Source organism: Acetobacterium sp., assembly GCF_030652775.1.
Lineage (GTDB): Bacteria > Bacillota > Clostridia > Eubacteriales > Eubacteriaceae > Acetobacterium.
This window is the reverse complement of the sequence record NZ_JAUSPS010000056.1, coordinates 1-23,194: the sequence shown is the minus strand read 5'-3', so window position 1 is coordinate 23,194 and position 23,194 is coordinate 1. Positions and strand designations below refer to the sequence as shown.

The following is a 23,194-nucleotide window of genomic DNA, read 5'->3' as shown; positions in this document are numbered from 1 at the left end:
GCTTATTCTCCCGCTCACTTATATTTTTGTTTGATCGCCCGTTGGACTTTTCCGTCGATATCCAACGTCACTCTATCGGTGGTATTGATACCAATCTTGACAAATCGTTTGCCTTGATTGTAAAGGATTTTGTTTGAATTCTCTAACGAGGGTTTCACTCTACCAATAAACTTGTCGGCCCTGTTGATCATGGCACGATCCCATCTGTTCGCGCTGAGATTGGTTGGTTTAAGAATCTTGTTGGCTGCTTTGCTGACGGCATAATCCTTAACCGCCCCCCAGGAGGCCGTATAGAAGGCACCCCATTCACTATTACCGCCATCTTCGACGTAGTCGCGCATCCGCAGGTAACCCTTATGGGTTTGAAAAAACAGCTCCGATCCCCCCAGCGTGGTGTAAGCAAAAACTGTCCGAAATAGTACGGCAGAAGCCGTCTGGTTACGGGAGACTTCTTCCAATTCGGTGTTAATGGCTGCGACGTAAAGCATCGAATCAGACGGTACTTGCGGCAGTTCGGCGTGGGTAATGATCGACCCCGTTGCGGTTTTGATAAAGGCTCCGCAGACCCGTTTAATCGCCTCGGGCGAGACCGGCTCGGTACCCTCGATCAGTTTACCAACCAGCTTTTGAGCATTTTTGCGGATCTTAAACGTCAGCTCACTCTGGGGCTGGGCGCCGGCCCGTTGCGAGATCCGGAGCAATTCATCAATCTGACTGTTGGTTGCTGCTTGCATCGCACGCTCTTCGGCTAATTTTTTGTCAAACGCATTGTTACCGGTTTGTAGTTTCTTATTCTGGTGATCAACCCATTCCCTGGCCGCTTGCCGCTGGCGCAGCGATTCGGGAAGCTGGTCGGATTTTAGCACCCCACCGCGTTCCGGATCGACCCATTCTCCCGTTTCCGGATCCTCGACATAACGAGTTTGGGCCCCGGTCGCCGGATCGGTGATGATCACGTCTTTGGGAACCGAGATAGGGGTCGGTTTAGGCTTGATCAGTTTTTTGCCGACAACCAAGCCAATGACCAAGATCCCCCCGGCGACCACCGCAATCACGATCCCGATGGGAAATCCCTGGCTATCGCTGCCGTAATCATCGCTTGCCCAATCAGTGCCCGGATCGGGGGTCTGAGTAGTCCCCGACTCTACGGGCAGTCCGACCACGGCTTCTTCCTCAACCAAGAGCGTTACCGTAACAGCCACCGTTTCTTCTACAACAACAGACGTTGTCCAGCGGCTTTTAAAATTTCCAGTGATAACTGCCGTTTTCGTACCAACCGGGACCGAAGCGCCAATTTGATAAGAAAGCGGAGAGCTTTTTACATTACCAGAACTGTATGTTTGCTCCTCTCCGATAATCTCATCATTGACATCGAGAAAGGTAAGCTTCATATTCAAACTATTAAACACCAGTTTTTCTGCAGGTATCGGATGTTGTGTACCGGTGAGAGAAAGCGAAACGGCTTCTCCTTCTTTTATCGTTCCACTTGGCGCATAAATTGCGTACATGGGAATAAGCGTCCACTCGGCGCTTGTAAGGGTTCCCCCAGAAAGACTGAAATCCAGGTGGGTATTATATGTTGATTCAAAGCTACCACTCGATGCGACCACTGCCGGATCAGCGTACTTATCAAGCATCTCCGCCGACACCGTTATCGGTAGACCGAACAAAACCAAGAGAATAGCCACCAAAACCACACTCATATTTTTTCTCATGAGGATACCGCCCCCTTTCTAGGATGGGATACAATGCCTAGTATTGCCCCTGAAATGATCAGCAAAACAGCGAGTATATAAAGATATTTTGACCTTGGGCTATGTCAACACGGCTCTTTAACACCTGAGTTCGTGTGCCACAGAAATTAACACTGGGTTTAAGTTGAACGCCATATTCCATACCGAATTTACTCATCAATAAGACCTCCTCTAACAATCATATCCATGATATTTTGAATATAGGTTAGGAAGCGAAGGGTACTGTGGCTTCCTGCTTTAAATCAAAATACTTTTCGCCAGGCCTTTAGACCTGGGCATCACTTCTTTTCAAAATATTTGTCGCTGCGGTTCTCGGCATTTTGGCGCAGGTTGAAATAATAAAAGGGATAGTCAAAGGTATGGTAGACGCCTTTGCCAAAAGTGGCACTGCCGGGCGAATAGACATCGACATTAACGGTGCTGCAGATCAGTGCGCCTTTTTCCAGATCGATCTGGGCATCGGCAAAATTCATCACTGGTTCAATGATCCCTTCGGCATTGCGGGCGGCTGAGCCATCTTTATTCAGACCGATTGAACCTAAATTTTCGGCCGCTGTGGCCAGCGTTTGGTCCCGCTTCCAGTTGATCGGATTGATCGCCATGGCGCCAGCCGTGATCACCGGGTTGCCCGGTGCCAAAACCGTCGGGGCTTCAGTGTTGTAAGAAACAATGACGCCTGTATCATCGGGGCCTTCGGCAAATTTCAAATGGGGATTGGCATTCAGGTAATCTTCGGTGATGGTAAAACCGACCACATAGGCAACCACCATCCGTTTGTAGACATCGGGATGGTCTTTTAAATAGCCCGACAGCAGGTTGCTGGTGACGTCGGCGCCCTGGGAATGGCCGACTAAGATAAAGGGACGGCCGTTGTTATAATGTTCGAGATAGTATTCAAAAGCGGCGGTAGCATCGGTGGTCGGAATGCCGGCGATGGTTTCCTCACGATCGACGGGTGACAGGTTATCCTGGCGATAGAACGGCGCATAGATATTGGCCACCGTTTCAAAGGCTGTTGCCTGGCGGTCATAAGCCAGTTTGGCATTGGCCATCATGCCGGCGTCATCAATGGTGCTGATGCTGGGATTGGTCTGATCAGCCGGGGAGTAGGTGGTGGGATAGAGATAAAAGACATCCACCGCCTTGTCAGTGCTGGTGGGAACATTGAGCCAATGCTCAGCTTTTGAGTAATCGGTTACATCTTTCTTGGCGCCACATCCCGACAGGATCAGGCCCAGGCCTAATACAGCAACCAACAAGGCGATCTTTTTTCTTTTCATTTACACATTTCTCCTTTAACCACCTTCGGGTGGATTGGTCTTTATTATACCCTATCCGGAGGGGGAATTAACAGCTTTTAATTCCCCCTCAACCCGGCTAACTATTCGACCCGGTTCTTGCCCGACTTTTTAGCCCGATACAAGCGTTCGTCCACCCGATGCAAAAGCGTATCCAAAGTATCGTCATGTTTAAAGGAACCGACACCAAAGCTGCAGGTAATCTGGCCGGTGGTTTGGAATTGATGCTCTGAAACGATCATGCGGAGCCGCTGGGCAACTTTCATCGCCTCCTCCAGCTGGCTATTCGGCAGAATGATGACAAATTCTTCACCGCCCCATCTCGCAAAAATGTCAGTTTTGTTGATATTGCGGCGTACAATTGCGGTGAGTTCTTTTAAAACCTGATCACCAACCAGATGTCCGAAATTGTCGTTGATCGCTTTAAAGTCGTCAATATCAAACATAATTACGGCTAAATTCAGCGATGTCGCCTTAGCATGATCTGCCAGCCGGGCATATTCCTGATTGAATTTGGCTTTGTTATAGATCCCCGTCAAGGCATCGGTTTCAGCTATTTTCACTAACTCAATGTTGTGAAGGTACTGGATCCGTTTATAATAATTGACGCTGTAAGATGAAACACTACTTAAAAAAATGACAATGGCAATATGAATAATTGCGGCCAGAAATTCAGAAATATTGATATCCGAAAAACTGACCGCCACAAAGACAAAATAGCCGATGCCGATAAACAAAGACGTAAAAATAGAAAAGCGCCAGCGATTATTAATCAGAAAAATTGCTAGAATTATGATCATCACCCCAAACGCCTGAATCAGGATATTCGGGCTCGGGAATTGGTTGGATATATAAATAAATGACATCGAAATCAGAATTTCTAAGGCGGTAAACCAATAAATCAACGTATCATAGCGGATGTCCCGATTGACTTTAAAATACAAAAAAAGCATGGCGGCCAGGACAACACTGCGGGTGATAAAAATAGCTATAAAATCATTGACCGCTGTGATCAAAAAATACTCCGGGATAATAAACAGGAAATAGACCATGCCTGCAACCAGAATGGTAAATTTCACATAATTTAAATTCTTAGCAATTTCAGCATTATAGAATTCTTTTTCCAATGCGGGATCCCGAAATTCGCCCCAGCGAAGGGGTGCTTTCGCATTATTTTCTTTCGTATCGTCGGTGTTTTTTTGACCCATTGCGGCCTACTTTCATCTGTATTTAGAGAATTTTGGTTAACCATATTATTTTACCATATCCGATCCATCACTGAACAGACTTTTTGATCAATAACAACCAAACTAATAACCTTGCCTAAAACAGCGGCCTTCCAAATTCCGGTGCGACAGAGCGACTTTGATAGTGACGAAAATTTATAAGCATTAAAAAAAACAGGCCGCAATGTTTCAGCTTACCTGTTTTGGAAAAACGGAATATAAATAACAACAATCGCAAGATAGAAATCAGTCTTTCCGCTTTTTTCGGTGTCAAAACGGCCGTATTTAGATCGCTTTTATCCGCACTGTGCGGCTAGATTGACACGCCAAAGATAGCGCCGGAAATAAACGGGATCAGCCAGATCAACCAGACGATTAAACTGAGTTTATGAAAGTTGGCCTTAGCTTTTTCGTCACCCTTAACTAAGACCACCGTTGCCCAAACAGCATGAAACAGCATCAGCACAATCGCCAGCATCCCGGTAACGCCATGGAAATTCAAAAACGATCCCCCGGACGCAATTTTGCTCATCATCACTGTTCCCATGGTATCACAAACCAGTCCGATATAAAACACGACTAAATGCCAGGCTTTAAGCTGACCCTGAATTTTTTCGCTCCAGACCCCAATCGTATAGAATACCAGTGCCAAGGTAATGGATATGATTGCATAAATTAACATAATAAATCCTCCTACTTATTTTTTTTATATCACTGACAAAATCACATTGATTCGTCATCTGAACGACGTTCATTTGCATTTAAAAATAAAATCATATCTTAAACGATATGATTTATTCCAGTAGTTCTTTTAGAAATAACGCAAAAGTCTGATACCGAAAAAACGGCATCTGAATGATGGTGATGAAATTCATGATGATAAAATTGGCGGTTTCGCGAGCTCCTAACTTGAGTTTTATATGATGTGCGGCGTCTTCTTTTGTCAGCTCTGTGGCAATTAGTTCGATCAATTTTTCCATAAAACCAGACTCTTTTTGTAACCCCCCCTCGACATAGTCCTGGTCGACATACAGCTCTGGCGTCAGCCAATACTGCCGAAAGTTTTTGATAAAAACCTCTAATTCGGTGAAAACATGGTTTAATTTAAGATAAATATCCGTATCCGAATCGATTATTTCCGCCACTGAGTCAAGGAAGCGCTGCCAATAGTCGGACATCATTTCAACCACCAGGTCTTTTTTGGTCGGATAATAATTGTAGATTGTCCCTAAAGCGATATTACAGGCTTTTGACAACGCACGCATGCTTAACTTCTGATAACCCTGACGATATAGAATCTCCTTGGCCTGACTTAAGATCAGCTGTTTGGGATTTTTAATCACCCTGGACATTGTCATCCCTCCTCTATTTTCAAATGAACTGTGTTCATTTTATGATATCTTGCAGGGTTTGTCAAGCGGGTCATCAGTTATCGCTTTTTGAGGACATTGATTGACACAGCGATAGCCAAGGGTGCAGCGGTTCAGCTGTGCGATTCTTTGATCTGTTATTTTGAGATTCTTCATCTGACATATCCTGACGCACTTGCCACAACGGTTACAGTCGGCCGAAATTCTGACATCCCGTTCGGCATTTTTTTCAAGTGCCCCAAAATGGGCCCGTTACGGTTATCATCACCAGTGGGACATCTGGTTAATGAAGCGCTCCACCAGCCGGGGGTCAAACTGGCTACCGGCCTGATTCCGTAATTCCCGGATGGCGTCTTCATGGGAACGGGCTGGCTGGTAAACCTGATCATGGGTCATCACGTCATAGGCATCGACGACTGCCAGAATCCGGCTGTTAAGCGGGATCTTATCGCCGCTGAGCCCCGAAGGATAGCCAGTTCCGTCCCATTTTTCATGATGATGGAGGATTTCCTCCGTCACCACATGGAGTTCCGGCACATTGGTGGTGATCCGATAGCCGATTTCTGAATGAGTTTGCATGATCTGCCATTCCTCGTCTGTGAGCCTCCCGGGCTTGCCGAGAATGTGATCGGGGATACCCACTTTGCCGATATCATGTAGCATGGTCAGCAGGATCAAGCGGTTCTTTGCTTCGACGTTCAGGGCCAGCAGATCCGCCAGCTTCATGACGTGATCGGACAACCGCATGGTATGAGCCTTGGTTTCGGCCTTTTTTTCATCCAGGGCCGCCAGCAGGGCGTTAATGGTTGTTCCCCGCATGCTTTTGCTTTCTAACAACTTGATCTGATTCATCATTTCCTCGGCTTTTTTAAGGACCGCCCCGGGTTCATCATCCCGGCTCTTTTTCAACGCCATCCCAAAGGAGACGCTGGCTTTAATGGTGCCGTTAATGCAAATGTCCTTCAGCTGCTCCTTGATCCGTTTCACCAACACTTCGGCATCCTTCAGATCCGACCCGGGCATCACAATCATGAATTCATCGCCGCCCCAGCGGATCACCTGATTGCGTGAACCGGCCCCGACCTTGATGGTTTTGGCAATCGACTCAAGCAGCAGATCCCCGATGGCATGGCCAAAAACGTCGTTGGTCATCTTCAGGCCGTTGACGTCACCCATCACAAACGCCATCGGATGGATCAGCTTGATCTCCTTCTGACTGAAATACTGCTCATAAAAGCGCCGATTGTAAAGGCCGGTCAAGGCATCGTGGTAGCTTAAGTATTCAATTCGGCGTTTCTTTTCCCGGGACAAGGTAATATCCCGAAAGACCATAACCACGCCGCCGATGGTGCCGTTTTTGGTGCGGATCGGGGCGAGGCTGTTTTCGATGGGAATCATCATCCCATCCTTGTTAAACAGCACGGTGGGCGCCGTGATTTCCTGGACCTGGCCGTCCTCAAGAACCTGGGCCACCAGCCCCGTCAGGGGCTCCCGGGTATATTCATGACAGATCGGGAAAATCGCATCAAAGGGTTTGCCCAGCACTTCCAAAAGCTGCCAGCCGCTGGCCTGCTCGGCCGCCGGATTGAGGTAGCTGATGTTACCCTGGGCATCGGTGGTAATCACCCCGTCATGAATGGCATCCATGGTGGTTTTCTGGAGCTCCTTTTCTCGATAGAGGGCGGCGGCATTCTGTTCCCGTTCGGTGGCATCGGTTATGACCGAAAAAAGATACTGATGGCCGTCAATCTCAAGAGGGCTGGCGTGGACATCGACTATCCGGATCTCGCCGCTTTTCAGACGGTGGGGAAACAGAAAGTACTGCTGCCGACGCGCTAACGCCTGCTGCCTCTGATCATGAACCGCCGCTTGGGACAGGGTGTTGATCTGGTCAATGGTCATGGTCTTGAGCTCCTCCCGGGAATAGCCGTAAAAAGCCAGGGCCGCCGGGTTGGCATCGACAATGAGCCCCGACTCCGGTTCGATCAGCAGCATGGTGGCGGTGTGGGTCTGAAACATCTGGTCAAAGCGGGTCGTAACAAGATGGTTTTTAGCCATCCAGTCCTTCAGCACTTTGGTGTTCAACTCGGTCACCACGATAAAGTCCTGCGCATCGTTTACAACCGGAGTCATGCGACACATCCGCTCCCTGATTTCGCCATTCCAGCAGGCTGTGCCCTTAAAAAGAATGGTTTCCCCGCTTTCCCGGCACCAGTCGGCGTTTTTTTCGTAGACCTCATAATAGGCTTCCCCGAGCACGGTTTTTAAATTCTGATTGCGAATCGCTTTCTGGCCGAACCCGGTCATTTTTTCGTGCTCCCAGTTGTTATAACAATAGACCCAGCCGTCTGCGGTTTTAACCAGCAGCGCCATGGCCTCGGAATTATACGCCACCATCATCTCCAGATAATCCGCTTCGCCCAGCCGTCTCCGCCAGGCTTTCCTGACTTTCGGGGCCATGGTCACTTCCTGGCTCCCGGCCGCAGTGTTCTTATTTTTGGCAATGCGTTTCCACAAAAAGTTCCGGTCATTCTGTTTCATAGCTTTTCCTCTTTCTCCAACAGTTTTTGGATTCCGATGATTCTGATATGACACTATATACCCCGGTTTGACGGTTTTTATCGTTTCAGGCCCGCACCTGCTGATGATTGCGGTGACTGCCTGAGGCGCTGACTACCAGCTAAGAAACATCATCTTGCCTGGTAGCCGGGTCACGTAGCGCTGATGCCTCCGGCCCCTGATAACGGGGAAACTTCTGGGGATCGGCAACGACGCCGTCGATGGTGATGGCACCGGTGGGACAAAAATTATAACAGCGCATGCAGGCGGTGCAGCCAGCTGAGAAGACAAACTTGTCGCCCTTCATCCGGATACTGCCGGTGGGGCAGTTTTTGACGCAGACCATGCAGCGTGTGCAGGTGGTGCGGTCGACACCGAGGGTCTGATAAAATTTGGCAATCGCCTCTGGTACCTTTTGGCGGATCATTGCGCCGATCAGCAGCTGCGGTCCGTGGCCTTTGATCCGCTTACGGCCGGCGATCAGGGAATCGGCCAGATGGTTCAGTTCATGGCGGCCCCGTTCCATCCGTTTAGCCAGCTTAGTCCGGTCCAGCGGTTTGCTGCTGGTGACATTATTACAGAGCTGAATATTGACATAGGCGGTCAGCGTCAGGCCCGAACCAGCTAGCAGTTTTTGCATTTCCTTGGGCCCAAAGGCGTTGACATAGCCATAGGTATTGATAACATAGGCGTTTTTGACCGTTGCCAGTGGCCCGATCAAACCCACCATGCGGTTTAAAAAGGTCCGCATAATCGGCGGAAGATCGCCGCCATAAATGGGGTTGGCGAAGCCGATACTATCGGCCTCGTTGACAATCGTCCGGATCTGAACATCTGTGAGCTGGGTCCCAATATCAATCGCAAACATCTCCGCCTGATGGCCCTTTTCCTGGATGATGTTAGTAAATTCCGAAACGGCCCAGCGGGTGTTGCCGGTGCCGCTAAAATAAAAGGTTGTATATTTCATCGTCGCTCCTCTTCGTTCCGCACTTTTTCCAGATTCATCTATTTTTCATAAAAGCTTTTTCCATACAGAATCTCCTTGGCTTGACTTAAGATCAGCTGTTTGGGATTTTCAATCACCCTGGACATTGACATCCCTCCTCGATTTTCAAATGAACTGTGTTCATTCTATGATATTCAGGTCGTTCTGTCAATCTCCAATTTATAAACAGGGCTTGTAATCTTTACAAAATTCATTTGCTATTAACAGTGGGTCGTTTTTTTAGATCAGGACTATCGGCATTCTAACGCTTTTATGCGCTGTCTGTCAGAATTCTTTTGGTAATACTGCATGCGGATATTGACAATATTTTCCCAGGAGTAGTGTTTGGCTGTGGTGTATGCTTTTTGACAGGTCACCCGGTATAACTCCTCATCCATGTTCAAAATCTCCAGAATTCCTGCGGCCAGTTCGTTGACGTTATCAGGCTCAACAATTTTTCCCACCGCAAATGATGACAACCCCCCTACCCGGGTGACGACCACCGGTATTTTGCAGCCCATTGCTTCCAGGGCGGCAATTCCAAAGCCTTCTGAACGGGACGGCAGCACGCTTAATCTGGCAATATTATGCAGCATAGCCAGCTGCCGTTGCGAACGCTGCCCAAGGAACAGAACATTCTCCAGATCAAGTTTTTCGCGCTCGCTGTTGCTTAAAACATCAAGATTACCGCTGCCCATAATCAGAAGATAAGCCTTGGTTTTTTGCTGTATCAGCTTATTTGCTTCAAGTAGTACATCGATCCCTTTGGTTTTGGAAATTTTTCCACAAAAAGTAATGAACGGGTACTCCGCCAAATTTGGGTATCCCATCTCGGCCATGACGGTCTGTCGGTTTAATTGTGCGTTTGGTGTGAAAATGGTTTGATCGTAGCCATTTCCGGTGACTATGACCTGTTCGGGCTCGACATCATATAAATCGAGGACTTCCTCTTTTACATAGTCCGAAACGGCAAAAATATAAGCCGCTTTTTTTGCCGATTGAATGGTTCGCTGCTGCATCCGTTGATCGTAATGAAAGCCCAGCTGATCGCTGTGATGAGCCACACAAATATAGCGGTGATCCAATTGATGCAGCAGATGATCCAATGCCCAGATATGCTGGCATTCAATCACGTCAGGTTTAAAATCGGCAATTACTTTTTCAAGTTCTTCTTTCATATAACTGAGATAGGCATCCAGTTCTTCTTCGGACAGGTCTTTAAAAGTCCAGGCATCTTTATGATTACGGGGGTTGGGATCTTCAATAATCAGCGGAAATGTGTATAATGGCACGCCTTTATAGACAACCGGAAATTTTACGATCCGATAGGTTTCTTCATCCCCATAATATTTTTCATAACCATTACCGGGGAACCCGCTATCTGGAAAAAAAGCCATCACCTCATGGCCTCGACGTTTCAACTCTGTCATAACACCGTCGGCGACCGTGCCGCTTCCTGTCCCCCAGGGACCCGTGTTCGTAATTAAGATGCGCATATTATTTAGCCCTGCTTTCCTGGCCAAGTTTGATGTAGTTTTTGACCACCGACTCCCAGGAGTAGTTGTCAACACTAATTTTTCTGGCCCGTTTGCGAATCTGCTGTCTTTCCTGGCTGTTCATCGCCTGATAATAGGTCAGTAAAACAGATATATTAGTCGCCAAATTTAAGACCAGTTGATCATCTAAGACCAGCGGCCTCAACTTGTGCCGGTCAAAAATATCATCAAATTCATCGATGTAACGCTTAATCACCTCGGAAAACCCACTGTGGTTGGTTTGGACTGGAATAATCCCCGATGACAGGGCTTCGGCGGCCACCAGACCGAAGGCTTCCGGAAAGATTGAGGTTGCAACGGTAATGTCGGCACAGGCGATGAGACTTTTTAATTGATTGTGGTTTAAAAAACCGGTCAGGACAAAAGCTGTTCCAATTTTTTCTTTGGCCTCAGCAAAATAAGCCCTGGCAAAATCCGGATCTCCCAGTTTTTTGATTAAGGCCGTAAAGAACCGGGTTGAATGCGGATCGATGTCACCATCAACGGTTTCAGGATGGTTGATCAGATTGATAAAACCGACTTGATCACCTTGATCCAAGGCCTCAATCATCGCTTCAAAATAGGATCGGGATGACCCAAACCCTACCAGCATAAAGCGGACATGATGATGGTTCATCATGATCAGCGGAGCAGCTGCAATGATCAGCTGCACGCCTTTCGTCCACAAATATTTGCCATAATATAAAACGATTTTTTCATTGTTAAAATCAATTATTTCAAGTTTAGCAATAATGTCGGCATCGGTTTTCCAGAGCCCTTCATCGCGATCCGGGTTACTGCGCAACTGCTGGGCGGCAGTTTTCAGATCATTCACAAGGCTGTCAATTACCGGTTGTTTTTCACTGCTATCAGAGAGCGTCATGAATTTTTCCAGATCCACGCCGCCGGGAATGGCTATTGATTTTTCTTTGATGCAAACATCATTATCAAAAAATTCCAGAAACTCATTTTTCGAAAAATGGCTGACAAAAGCAATACGGTCCGCATTGGCGATGGCTTCCCGGGCGTAATCCTGAAGCAGGGCACTGTTTCTGACCGAAAAATTCAAACAGCTGCCATGAACCGTCATGACATGATGACATTGACCCTGACCCAAATGACTTCGGGCGACATAAACCGGCTGCATAATCGTATGGTTGGTCCAAACCATATCGGTTTGGCTGTTGATCAGCGCCGTATTGATCGCCCGACGGTTGTATTCAAGATAGGTCTCAATTTCTATTTTGTTGCAGTTGGTAAAGGTTTTCACCTGATACCCTTCATATTCATCATAAACATAAACCGGTAGAAAGCCATTCAGGTTGGGTCGATACAGGTGGCATTTTCCCGGATAGGGTGTTTCGTTCTGGTAAACGATCCAACTCTCACTGTTTTCATCATTAAAATCGAAGGCTTTTTCGATAAAATCAAATTTATCAGGTTCATTTTCCTGACAGAAAAGATTCACCTGATGGCCCATTTTGCATAATTCCCGACAGCTATTCTCGACAAAAAGGTTGCTGCCGGTACCCTTTAAAAAATATCCATGTGCCATGACAATCTGCATAATATCTCCTCGCTTACTGGCATAAGTTGCCGTTAGTCAGTCAAATATAATTAAAATGCTACATGCTTTATTACATACCCCAAAATTTGATAAAGACTCTGACCGATACGTTGTTTTTGCAGTAATTAATTTACCCTACTCAATTAATGTCAGGTACGGGCCCTATTTTTAACCCTCAACGGGCTGGGCTTCTTTGATAGTGATGGACATAAAAAAACAGGCAGCGATGTTTCCGCTTACCTGCTTATAAAAAATGGAACATATAAAAAAACAACAGCAATCAAATTGACAACTCATTTTATCATCACAGCATTTTAGGTAGATCGATTCTGCGGTTACTCCAGCCCATGGATGTTGCCCAGGTACGGAATTCTTGTCGTTCATCGGCGTCAGGCGATTGATTGATGGTGGCGAGAAAAGCAGCAAAGCTCCCGATGCCGCCAACGTCATCCATGACATAACCACCTTTTTGCTGAATGCAGACCGGACGGTGTTTTTCGTTGACGATGGTCATCGCTTCAGCGATCCAGGCTTCATTCAGGTCATCCTGTTCGGGCAGGGTATTGACGGATGGGTGTCGGGTGATTTCAACGATCCAGTTATCACCAAAATCATAATTATAAACCAGTTTTTTTGTCACCGGTCGGGTGATCGAGCCGGTGGCGGTTTGGGTCAGTTCATCGTACTCGGCCAGGCGCTGGCTTTTAGTACCCAGTATCGTTTTCACGGCCAGGCGTTCGAGCAGTTCATCAAAGCCGGAATCAAATGAAATGGCGGTCTCCAACTCAGCGATGGTGAGATCCAGAATCGGGGCTGTCCGAATCGTTTGGAGTTTTTCCTCGTGGCGCTCTTTGTGATCCTTGATCCGTTCATAATAGTCATGAAAGGATTCTTTGACGGCGATTTCCGGAAAGCGCGAAATCAGTTGCCGCACACTGTCCTGGGCGATCTCAAAATCTTCGCTGTAACTGCCATCGACAGCGGGGCCGGTATACTTTTTTCGGAGCCAGGTTTTCAGGCTGCCGCCGGAATAATCATCATCCCAGAACTGATCTTCAAAATCATTGACGATTCCCCGAAACAGTACCCCCACCAACTCCGACCATTCCCGGAAACGTTTTTGGGTCAACCGATCATAATCTTTTTCATCAAGACGAAACGCCCGCAGATGGGCGTTCTGCCAACCAAAAAGCCGCTGAATGGCATAATGCAACTGATGCAGGGTCATCTCGGCGGGAATCAGAATATCTCTGGTGATGGTTCCACGCCTGGTGGCACCGGCATACTGCATCAGCAACTGGGTTTCTTCCTTGGTACTCCAGCTGTTGATCAATTCAAGATGGAGTAACAGCGGCGCCGCCGGCTTTAATGAATTGCTTTTGGGATTTTTTTCTTGCTTCATCTTTTTTACCTCTTTCGATTTTTTTATACAAATATAACCTGATTTAAAGCGTTTTTTTCCGCCGGTCGTCGTTTCAATTCACGGTGGCATCGTTGGAATAGCCACGCTTTTCCCAGTAACCTTCGTAGCTTTCATCACTGGACAGTTCGATTTCATTCACCCACCGGGCCCACTTGTATCCCAATTTATCTTCGGCCACAACGATAAAAGGAAAACCCATGGACGCTGGCAATGGCAGGTCGTTGGCCGAATAGGCTAATAACATATCTTTGTCTTTAATAGTTGCCAAGGGTATCGAGGTGGTATAGCCATCGACACAGTGAAAGATCACGATGGTGGCATCGTCTTTAATCCCGGCATCAGCCAGCAGATCGGTGATGCGCACCCCTTCCCAGAGCACCGTGGCCTGCCATCCTTCGACACAATACAGCGTAATCAGGCGCTGTGCCGGTTCTTTTGCCAATACCTGTTGATAGCTGTAGCTTATGGGATTCTCGACCAGACCGGTTAGTTGCAGCTGATAGCTATTAAGATCGACCGCTTGAATCCCGGAGATTGAATTATCTCTGGGGCCGATGGCCGGATCCAGTTGAACCCCCTGATATTCACGAATTTCCAGTTCCTGATAGCGGCTAGCCGTCGCCTGGGAAACAGCATCTTGCTTATTATTGTTATTTTCTGAAAATAAGTTCATCGTACTGACAAGGTAAACGGTGATCCCAACTGCGATAACCGCTACCACCAAAATAATTATTCGTCGCATCGTCTGATCTCCTAATTTTCTAAAAATTCCTTATAAAACTGGCCACAACCCGTGGCCTGGATTTTTAGTTTCGCCTTAATGGAATCCGCTTTCATATAAATTAGTGATGGTTAATGTTGCGATGATCACCACCGAACATTTTCAGCTTATGGGATCATCGTTTCAATTGGTTTTAGTAAATCCGTGCGCGAATAAGGAATGGTGATGGTCGGGCGACCAGATGCATAACAGGCAACTTCATACTGATTGAAGTAGACGCAAACACCAGCATCCGTCAAATAATATTTGGCCGCCGGTCCCAATTGTTCGTAAACATCATCCAGGTAGATATCATCCCGATTAAGTTTGGCAAATTCATTGGTCAGTTTTGACTTAATTTGTGATTGATCAATACTTAAGATATCCCCCAGCAGTAATTCTGTCCCGGTTTTGGTATTAAAGGTATGGGCGGTGAGTTCGTGATAGCCGTGAGTTGAACCGACATAGTTTGAATAAACATCCTGTTGCAGTGATAACAGGTAATTTTTGTTGTAAACCTCTTTACAGGTTACCTCCATCTGACTGCGGGCGTTATATTTTATATGCGAATTTTTTTGGGTAGTCGAGTCGTTATTCCAATAGTCAAGCGCTTTTGTTGTAAACGTCGGAATTTTAGCTTGCCATTCGTTTTCCAGCCCATCATAAGTCGCATTGATATTGGCTAAGGCCGGGGTGGTTTCGGGAAAAACCGGGCGCTGATAATTAAAGTTAACCGTTTTATAATTGTAAGCCGGGTCATAGATGCCATCCTGATAGGTCACCATGATCGGTACCTGTAATTTTTCGCTAAAGGCGCTGTCCGTAGAACCCGGTGCCGCTGTCCCCTTTGGCAAGATCACAATGCGGATCCCCTCCAAACGATACCCGAAACCGGCTGTTCCTGAACTTTCGCCATTTTGAGCCCATCCCATCCAGCCGATATTCTGGGCATGGACCTGATACCAGATATCATAGTTGGCCGCCTGAGCCCCGGTCAGTTTAATTTGAATCGCTTCCAGGCGATACGATAAGCCCTCGGTGCCGGACATTTGGCCATCGTTTTTCCAACCCCGTTCGGTATCCGCTTCCCAACCGATATTTTCGATATGGGTCTGGTAGGTCACCCCAAGATTTTCCAGATTGGTTTTAATGTGGATACCCTCAAGCCGATAGGACAAACCTTCGGTGCCACTCATGACTCCATCCGCCCGCCAATCCTGCCAGCCCTGGTTTTGAACGTGGGTCTGATAAACACAGGTTTGCATCTCTGACACACTGGTATTCGCAACGCTCACCGCTTCTGGCAATGGTACCAGATTATCAGCGCCACCGGTTGTCTGCGCCTCCGAATTTAGCGGGGTCTCAGCCAGCACCCCTAGTGGGATGGCGGTAAACGCCCCCAACACGACCAATAACAACAGCATACCCATAAACATTTTTCTTTTCATCAGGTTTCTCCTTTTCAAATTAAACGTTATCAATTGGTACTTACTTGGGGATTGGGATGATCTGGTCTATTAAATTAAATTTTTCCATGCAGGCAATGTAGTTGGCAACCAGATAGTAGTTGTTCAGATCGACTTCATCCAGACCGGCAAAGGCCACCAGTTCATCCGCCAACTCGCCGCTGCCTTCCACCATCACAAAGGCCGTTTCGTGCTCCAGTCCGACCATAATCGGCGTGTCACCGTAAAAGGCCTCCCGCTGTGCATACAGCAGGGCGCCGCCACCCTGTCGGGGGATGGTAAAGACAAGCGGTTGTAATGGCCGTCCTGCGGGACATTTTTCGGCAAAGGGCCGGTTGCCGGTAATGTTGCCGGTGACCACCGCCAGGGCGGCGGCGGTGTCCAAGGCGGTCAGCGGATATTTCTCCGCCAGATAAGCAATCACCTGATCAACGCTTTTTCGATTAGGCGCCAGACGGGACTGATATGCTTTAAAAACCGATTGCCACTCGGCAATCATTGCTGGGGTTGCGGGGGTGGTTAGCATGGGCGGGGCCTCCTTTTTCAATAGATGGTGTTCTGGGTTTGACACGATGAATAATAAGTTAATAAATTAATGTCAGGCACGGTATGTTTTTGCCAGCATATCGACATCTTTAGTCGCTCTGGCATTTTCATCTAAAATCGTATATAGTAAAAGACCACCCTTTAATACAAAAGTATCCGTGTAATTTGATAAAGATAAACGATAAAGCAAACGCTCAATAAAATATAGCATGATATAATAATCAAACTGCTTGCCTTCCTTTATCGCCAGATTTTTCAGTCTGGCTTTCACACTATCCGCTTTGCTCATAACAACGCCTCCACATAAGGTTTGATGTATTTTTTAACCCTGAGTTTTACCGCATATTCAAACAGCAGCGAAAGATTCTTCTCTTTCCCGGCCATATAGTTTTTGAGTACTTCCAATGCCAAATCATTGCCCACTCTGGCACTATATTTAAAAAAATCGCAAACAGTTCGTTCCCGGTTATACATGGTCACCGATTTACCATCCATTTGAAAATCACTGACTCCCATCAAGAGATTGGCTTCAGAAGAAAAGAAAAATTCAATCGGCGGATAGTCTGGCAGCGATGGTTTAATCATATTTGATGAGATGGTTACACTGATCGCCATCGGATTAACGGTTGTCAATTCATAAACTGATGCCGCTGAAAATACGCTGATAATGCCATTGGGGATCAGCTGATGAACCCATTCAAAGTCAGTCAGTTTTGCCAATGACGTATTCAGAGCATAGTAGCCGGTTTTGACCTTAACAACCTCCCCCATCGTGATGAGTTCGTAAAGATCACGACTGGATATTTTATGTTCCCGCAGTGTCTTTGTTCTCACAACTGAATCATTTACCTGAAACACTTTTATTATTTTTTCACGTCTTTCGTTTTTCATAATTCACCACTAAATTATCGATATAAATTTTATCATCTATTATTTGATACACTTATTGTAGATGATTTAGTAACCAATTTCAAGATAATTTTTCCTTACCCCGCCACCAGCTATATTCGTTTCCCTATCGTACCGCCTCTTTCATTGAAGAGCGGCATAATGGGGAAATTTCATTCCAATCTCTATTAGGCTGTCAATCCTAGCCTTTGATAAGTGCCGCGACATCAGCTATCGACTCAATTCTAAACAAAAGATCAGGCTCAAATAAATTAATTTCAGGCACCATCAATCTAGTTCCGATCAGGACAGGTGATCTTTTCTTCGTCAAACAAGCTTTTAAAAAGAAAGAAACCGGAAAAAATCGGTACCACATTACGCAATAATTCCAGAAATTTTGAGTGCGGGAAACTCATAATAACAACATTCGGATACAATCCCATAAAAGCCAGAACCATCCAGGCCATGGCAATCAGAAAAAGAGCCTTTGTAAAATGAAAGCTGGGACGATCATTGAGATTAAGAAAAGCCAGCAGCACCCCCAACAAGAACCATTGGAAAAAATGTGTCAGCGCAAGCTTCAACGTTAATAGCCGATAAAAATTTACGTCCAAAGTCATCATCGTATAGGGTGAATTTTCAAGGTTGGTAAACAGCTCCTGCATCAGTAAAAAAAACAACAGATAAACTATAACTGCGGCGATCTTGAATAATTGCATTTTATTGATTTTCATTTTTACCTGCTTTCAAAGGAATTCATTGATATCCGGGATAACCTGCGTGGGTATGCAGCAATCATTCTTAACCGGGTCAAAGCCTGAAACTTCCCGCAGTTCAGTTTTAGCGTGCGATCTTTATTATTTGTAATTTCAAATACGGTGACCGCTCACTATCCCCCTTTTTTTTCTGCGAATTTAATAAGTTTATAAATTGATGTCAAGCACCGTCAGATTTGAATAGCTTCTAAATTGAGGGTAATCCTTGAATTGCCACGAATATAAACAATTTTTTCTGGTGTTATACTTGCTATTCTTGATGTTCCCTTCTGGGGATTCTGATAAATCATACCTTGATTTAATGCAGTTAAAATACGATCTGTTAATTCAATATTATTCAAAATAATCCTCCTTGTTAAATCCACTACCAGCTTATTGGACTAGAATAAAAGCCGTTTTGGCCGTGATTGTTTGGTACTTGAAACCATCCCAAACTTAATGTTGCTACTGCTATTTTCGATGTGGGAATTTAAAAACCTCTTCTTCTTCAACCAATTGTTTGACCTAATTATCAGTTTTAAATGCGCCAAACACTTGCAAATCTTTATAGGCAAAGAGAGGGATATCATAAAGCTCCCCAAACTGCTGATAAATGATAGCGGATGCCTTAAATAGACTGTCGATCGAATTGATCGTTGGCAGCACAATTCCCAATTCTTTTGAAGCCGCTTTTACACGCTCATCTGGAACGCAACAAAACTCACCAGGGATACTTGGATAAATACCCTGACAACGGAGTTCTCTGAGAATTAATGGAATCTTTATGCGCATGCGTTTTTGACCAGTCCCCAAGCCATCAAGGCTAGCAAGATAGTCAATGAACAATGAATAATCGTTTAAACACTCGGCAAGCTCAAGTTTTTCCTTAATTATGTTCCAATTTTTAGCAATGACGATGACACTTGCATAAATGTCTTTTCGAAAGCAAACTTTTTTCCGTGGAACAACTCCACTACATTCTGAAACAATCCAAGCTGCATTTTTATCTTTTTCGGCCATTTCATTCTTTACAAAATCGTCATCAAGCCATTGGTTGCGATGATATTTTTTTCTGGTTTTTAGATAGGTCGTAAAAAATGCAGCATTTTCCCATTGACCTGTTCGCGACCAAGCAGATGCCAAAACGAAAAGAAGAAATAAATCTTCTTCCTTGTTTAAATCGAGACCCATCTTAACCCCATCGGGAAAAATGATATTAAAATCATGAGTCCAGCCCAGATATTGAGCGTCTTCGTTTAAATTAATGTACGAGATCCTGTCCTTGTTATTAATTACTGCGGCGATTAGTTGTTTTTTCATTTGATCCCCCCTCATATAACATGTTCTAACCTCGATAAAGTTCAACATATCACTTTTATTATTAAAGATTGAATTCTTGCTTTAAAATACGTATCATCTCTTCGGCATTTTCTTTATTAAAATGTAGAACCTGACTTGCTGACCCAGTAAATTCGCGATTCTTTGAACCATAAGTCGAAAATGAAAGATAACGCTCTCCATCTATGATACCGGTATTGTAAACACATTCAACTTCAGTAATTCTACCTTTGATATTTCTTGACCTTTTTTCAAAACTGATGATCAAGCATTATTATTGAAGTTTCATGAATTCAAATAACTCTTGGGATACTTTGAGCGGATCTGCTTCTAAGCTTACCTTAATCAAATTTATAGTAACTGTTTGCTCATAGTTCTTGATTGAAAAAGAAGAAACTAACCCAGTCTGAGTATCATTTAATTTCTTGGGATAAATCAGTAGAATATTATTACATTGGTACCTGATGCTATAAGCCAACATTTGATAAACATCACCTTGCGATAGTAGTAAATGGTCATCATCATCGGTAATAATTTTATACTTTGCATCAATAATTTGAACGACTTTGCCGTATTTCAATACAGTTATGTCTGGCTTCATTTGAAGGAATCTCTTACCGTTTAAATCGGCTAAATAATCAATCGGTCCCTGGTACTTGAGCAAATAATCTGAATTGATACTTTTTTCTAACAATTTATAGAGATAAGTTTCAAATAATTGATTTACTGGTATCAGAAAACTGAGAACAGTTGTATTACCATCGATAATCCTCGGGCTGGCCTGATTATAAAACAATTTCGCCATATTAAAAGCGGTTTCATATTTTTTATTTTGCCGAGTAAAGTTGACGCCTTTCCAAGTATCCTCTGCGATATTTATTGTTTCGACATCTTCAAGCCACATTTGCAATTGTTTTAGGTTAATCTTATTGTGTTTTACTCGCGTTTTTTTTATCAAAATTTGAATGATGGTTTTAAAAATTTGATTAAGCAGTGTCTTCTCATCAAATTCATCGTATCTGACATAATGAAGGTGTCTTTTAAAACTATTATGTTTAACCGTTTCATTAAAATCCACCTTGCCCTTAATAAAGCTTTGGTTTTCTAGTTGATTATTATATCCGCGGTTGATATCTCTTTGAAATTGTGTCCGCAGCTCGTCTGCAAACATTCCAATATAAAACTCCAATATATCATTTTGAAATTTTGATATATTTTGTTCTTCCGGTATTTTTTTAACACCGCAAAATCCCGAAAAGACGAGCATTTTAAGCAGGATTTCAAATGAACGATTAAACTCTCCATCCATTTCAAGACCTGCAGCAACCTTTGGATAAACCAATAACCTCGTTTTATTTAATTGTACATAACCAACATAATGTCTGATTAATAATTTACCATCCGCCTGAATGATCAGATTATTTTCACCAATAATATCCCGCATACCCGTGAGGTCTTCCATGTTTTTTGGGCTCAAGGTTACTTTTTGCTGACGATCTTCAAACACTCTGATGATTTTGATTTCAGATAACATGACTGACCTTATAAATTTTGATGATGTTCTCTTCAAATGCAGACAGCCCATTTTCACTTATATCTTTTTGTAATTTAATAAAATTACCGTGGTTGTCAATGAAACTTTTACCGACAATTGCACTAATAGTCTCAACATCGTTATAAAAATACTCACTCAACAACGGCAATACTTTATAATACCATATTTGATAAAAATTGCTTAGTGAGTCTATACCCATAAAGTAAGCATGACCGATGCGATGATCTCGATCAAAGTGAATCATTATCTTTTCATTAAGGGCATTAAGTAGTTTTATTAAATCAATGCTGTCATTGACAATAGGATTGTCATACTTCGTAATTATACTTGCATCAGGTTCTAATTCAACGAAAGTAAATCGTCTTCGCAGTGCTGTGTCGATAGCTGCAATCGATCGATCGGCGGTATTCATTGTACCGATAACTACAAGATTGGGCGGAACTGAAAAGACCTTTTTTGAATAGGGTAATACAACCTTAAACTTACCACGCTTATCCTGCTCGATTAGCGTAATCAATTCACCAAAAATTTTTGCGATGTTACCCCGATTGATTTCATCAACAATCATATAGTATGGCTTTATTTCTTTTTTGTCCTCAGAACTCTGCTTCTTAAATCTTCGTGTGGTTATCATTTCCAGCACATCAGAAATCGACATTCTTGAAAGCTGATAAATTGTTTTCATAGTGAGATTTTTATAACCATTGTAATGATGAATATTTATGGGATAATCTAAATCCCTAAACCACTCAACGCTTCGTCGATGGCGAAAGGAATCTTTTTGATCGTAACGATATCCTTCTTTTATGACACCAATCATTCGAATAGTTTGTTGACCATCATAAACAAGAACAATATCTCCGGTAGACATTTCATTGACAAACGCATTAATTGAATTTGCATTTTGAATGGGTTTATTCCCAAAAGCACTATTATCACCTAATGCTTCTAAAATATCTTCATAAGTTGAAGCACCTAGGTCTTTATCTGGCAGCCAGTTAATAGCGATGTCGCTTGTTTTCATGCACTCTTCAAATATGGAATCTGATTTTCTTTCACCCAAAAAAATATTCCAAATGGTACTTTCTGAATGAATCAGATCCACATACTTTGCATTATCTTTATTTTTTATGAGTTCTTTTTCTGCATTAATGCAGAGCTCTTTAAAAAGACCATTCTCTAACCGATACCCAACCTTGCTGCCATCGTCATCATTAAGTACCGGACGAATCCCTTCAATAAATTCTTCATAAGAATACGATTGATGAAAGGTTACCGACTTGACCCGACCATCCGTTTCGGCTGAATAGTAGCTACCATTTGAATTGTAGTATTTCTTCTCATAGCAATCAATGATACGCTGTGTTGCAAATGTTTTGCCTGTTCCTGGGGGGCCATACAAAATAATATTTGGATTAAAATTGAGCAAGCTTGCAATTTCTTCATATTGCTCATTTTCTTCGAAGTCATTTTCCCCGATATCACCTGTTAAAACTTGAGGATTATTTGGTGCAACTGGACTGATAGTTTTTGTTGATACTGTTTTTTTTCGCCCAACTAGTAAATTGTCATACAAGCTAATCGTACTTGTTACTCTTAAAAAACCCTTTGTCCCTAACTCTTCTAAAAGTGTTGCTAAGAATTTTCTCTTTTTTGATGCTTGATCTTCGAGTGAATAATCATATAATTCTTGAACTGAGTATTTTTTATCTTCTGCGTTTTTCTCTTCATATAAATGGTTAAATGATTGATAAACTGCAAATTCACCATTTTCAAAGCGATCGATGCCTAAGATATTCATCTCGTTGCTTTTATCAACGGTTACGCGTATGTCACCATCACGCCATTCAATGTCAGCATCTTCAAGTGCTACATAAATATTGACTCCTCCATTTTTAAAGTCGATTTCTTCTGGTCTGGGACAGTTTTCTTGGGTTGTAATCGCGATAAAACCAAGACCCTTAACACTTTTCGTCACTTTATTGACCAGATTTAAATCATGAATAAAATACTTGTAACGAGTGAAATCATTCGTCACATTAACATCTTGATAACTTTTTATTTCATCAAACAATAGCACTCCATCATCTTTTGGATTGACAACGTTTTTCATGTTTGTATATGCTTTTGCTTGCCACAAACCAACAATCATGCCTTCATAGGACGCAA

Annotated in this window: 20 protein-coding genes; all 20 read right to left on the bottom strand. The window is 44.0% G+C overall.

All coding sequences use genetic code 11. From position 1 onward, the window contains the following. Positions 1-14 precede the first annotated feature (14 nt). Positions 15-1,715, bottom strand: coding sequence for a hypothetical protein (locus Q7J41_RS10225; RefSeq protein WP_304887733.1), 1,701 nt, complete (start codon positions 1,713-1,715; stop codon positions 15-17). Between the two features lie 317 nt (positions 1,716-2,032). Next, on the bottom strand, positions 2,033-3,034 hold the full coding sequence (locus Q7J41_RS10220) for a DUF3089 domain-containing protein (protein ID WP_304887731.1): 1,002 nt from the start codon (positions 3,032-3,034) through the stop codon (positions 2,033-2,035). Positions 3,035-3,135: 101 nt separating this feature from the next. Beyond that, positions 3,136-4,260: a GGDEF domain-containing protein gene (locus tag Q7J41_RS10215; protein ID WP_304887729.1), complete on the bottom strand. Its 1,125-nt coding sequence runs from the start codon at positions 4,258-4,260 to the stop codon at positions 3,136-3,138. A gap of 331 nt (positions 4,261-4,591) precedes the next feature. Then, the gene (locus Q7J41_RS10210) at positions 4,592-4,960 is read right to left on the bottom strand and encodes an HsmA family protein (protein ID WP_304887727.1); all 369 of its coding nucleotides are present in this window, start codon (positions 4,958-4,960) and stop codon (positions 4,592-4,594) included. A 112-nt stretch (positions 4,961-5,072) separates the two neighbouring features. After that, positions 5,073-5,630, bottom strand: a complete 558-nt coding sequence (locus Q7J41_RS10205) for a TetR/AcrR family transcriptional regulator (RefSeq protein WP_304887724.1) — start codon at positions 5,628-5,630, stop codon at positions 5,073-5,075. A gap of 282 nt (positions 5,631-5,912) precedes the next feature. Next, a complete protein-coding gene (locus tag Q7J41_RS10200; protein WP_304887722.1) occupies positions 5,913-8,189 on the bottom strand; it encodes an HD domain-containing phosphohydrolase in 2,277 nt (758 codons plus the stop codon). A 139-nt stretch (positions 8,190-8,328) separates the two neighbouring features. After that, positions 8,329-9,174, bottom strand: a complete 846-nt coding sequence (locus Q7J41_RS10195; RefSeq protein ID WP_304887720.1) for an EFR1 family ferrodoxin — start codon at positions 9,172-9,174, stop codon at positions 8,329-8,331. 269 nt (positions 9,175-9,443) lie between these two features. Beyond that, positions 9,444-10,688: a glycosyltransferase family 4 protein gene (locus tag Q7J41_RS10190; protein WP_304887718.1), complete on the bottom strand. Its 1,245-nt coding sequence runs from the start codon at positions 10,686-10,688 to the stop codon at positions 9,444-9,446. Position 10,689: 1 nt separating this feature from the next. Further along, positions 10,690-12,294, bottom strand: a complete 1,605-nt coding sequence (locus Q7J41_RS10185) for a glycosyltransferase family 4 protein (RefSeq protein WP_304887716.1) — start codon at positions 12,292-12,294, stop codon at positions 10,690-10,692. A 304-nt stretch (positions 12,295-12,598) separates the two neighbouring features. Then, the gene (locus Q7J41_RS10180) at positions 12,599-13,696 is read right to left on the bottom strand and encodes a hypothetical protein (RefSeq protein ID WP_304887714.1); all 1,098 of its coding nucleotides are present in this window, start codon (positions 13,694-13,696) and stop codon (positions 12,599-12,601) included. A 73-nt stretch (positions 13,697-13,769) separates the two neighbouring features. Beyond that, the gene (locus tag Q7J41_RS10175; protein WP_304887712.1) at positions 13,770-14,459 is read right to left on the bottom strand and encodes a molybdopterin-dependent oxidoreductase; all 690 of its coding nucleotides are present in this window, start codon (positions 14,457-14,459) and stop codon (positions 13,770-13,772) included. A 146-nt stretch (positions 14,460-14,605) separates the two neighbouring features. Beyond that, complete coding sequence (locus Q7J41_RS10170; protein ID WP_304887711.1) at positions 14,606-15,925, bottom strand: DUF3298 domain-containing protein; 1,320 nt, start codon at positions 15,923-15,925, stop codon at positions 14,606-14,608. A gap of 40 nt (positions 15,926-15,965) precedes the next feature. Next, entirely contained in the window at positions 15,966-16,469 is a 504-nt protein-coding gene (locus Q7J41_RS10165) for a hypothetical protein (protein ID WP_304887710.1), read from the bottom strand. 72 nt (positions 16,470-16,541) lie between these two features. Next, positions 16,542-16,778: a nucleotidyl transferase AbiEii/AbiGii toxin family protein gene (locus Q7J41_RS10160; RefSeq protein ID WP_304887708.1), complete on the bottom strand. Its 237-nt coding sequence runs from the start codon at positions 16,776-16,778 to the stop codon at positions 16,542-16,544. Continuing rightward, positions 16,775-17,380: a type IV toxin-antitoxin system AbiEi family antitoxin domain-containing protein gene (locus Q7J41_RS10155; protein ID WP_304887705.1), complete on the bottom strand. Its 606-nt coding sequence runs from the start codon at positions 17,378-17,380 to the stop codon at positions 16,775-16,777. The genes Q7J41_RS10160 and Q7J41_RS10155 overlap by 4 nt, the downstream gene beginning before the upstream one ends. Positions 17,381-17,670: 290 nt before the next feature. After that, on the bottom strand, positions 17,671-18,111 hold the full coding sequence (locus Q7J41_RS10150; RefSeq protein ID WP_304887704.1) for a hypothetical protein: 441 nt from the start codon (positions 18,109-18,111) through the stop codon (positions 17,671-17,673). 212 nt (positions 18,112-18,323) lie between these two features. After that, positions 18,324-18,494 carry a hypothetical protein gene (locus tag Q7J41_RS10145; RefSeq protein ID WP_304887702.1) on the bottom strand — a complete coding sequence of 57 codons (171 nt, stop codon included), beginning with the start codon at positions 18,492-18,494 and terminating at the stop codon, positions 18,324-18,326. A 163-nt stretch (positions 18,495-18,657) separates the two neighbouring features. Continuing rightward, complete coding sequence (locus Q7J41_RS10140; protein ID WP_304887700.1) at positions 18,658-19,452, bottom strand: hypothetical protein; 795 nt, start codon at positions 19,450-19,452, stop codon at positions 18,658-18,660. A 292-nt stretch (positions 19,453-19,744) separates the two neighbouring features. Next, positions 19,745-21,004, bottom strand: coding sequence for an McrC family protein (locus tag Q7J41_RS10135; RefSeq protein ID WP_304887698.1), 1,260 nt, complete (start codon positions 21,002-21,004; stop codon positions 19,745-19,747). Beyond that, positions 20,994-23,194 (bottom strand): AAA family ATPase (locus Q7J41_RS10130; protein ID WP_304887696.1); only part of this gene is annotated, 2,201 nt, incomplete at its 5' end. The genes Q7J41_RS10135 and Q7J41_RS10130, both read right to left, overlap by 11 nt.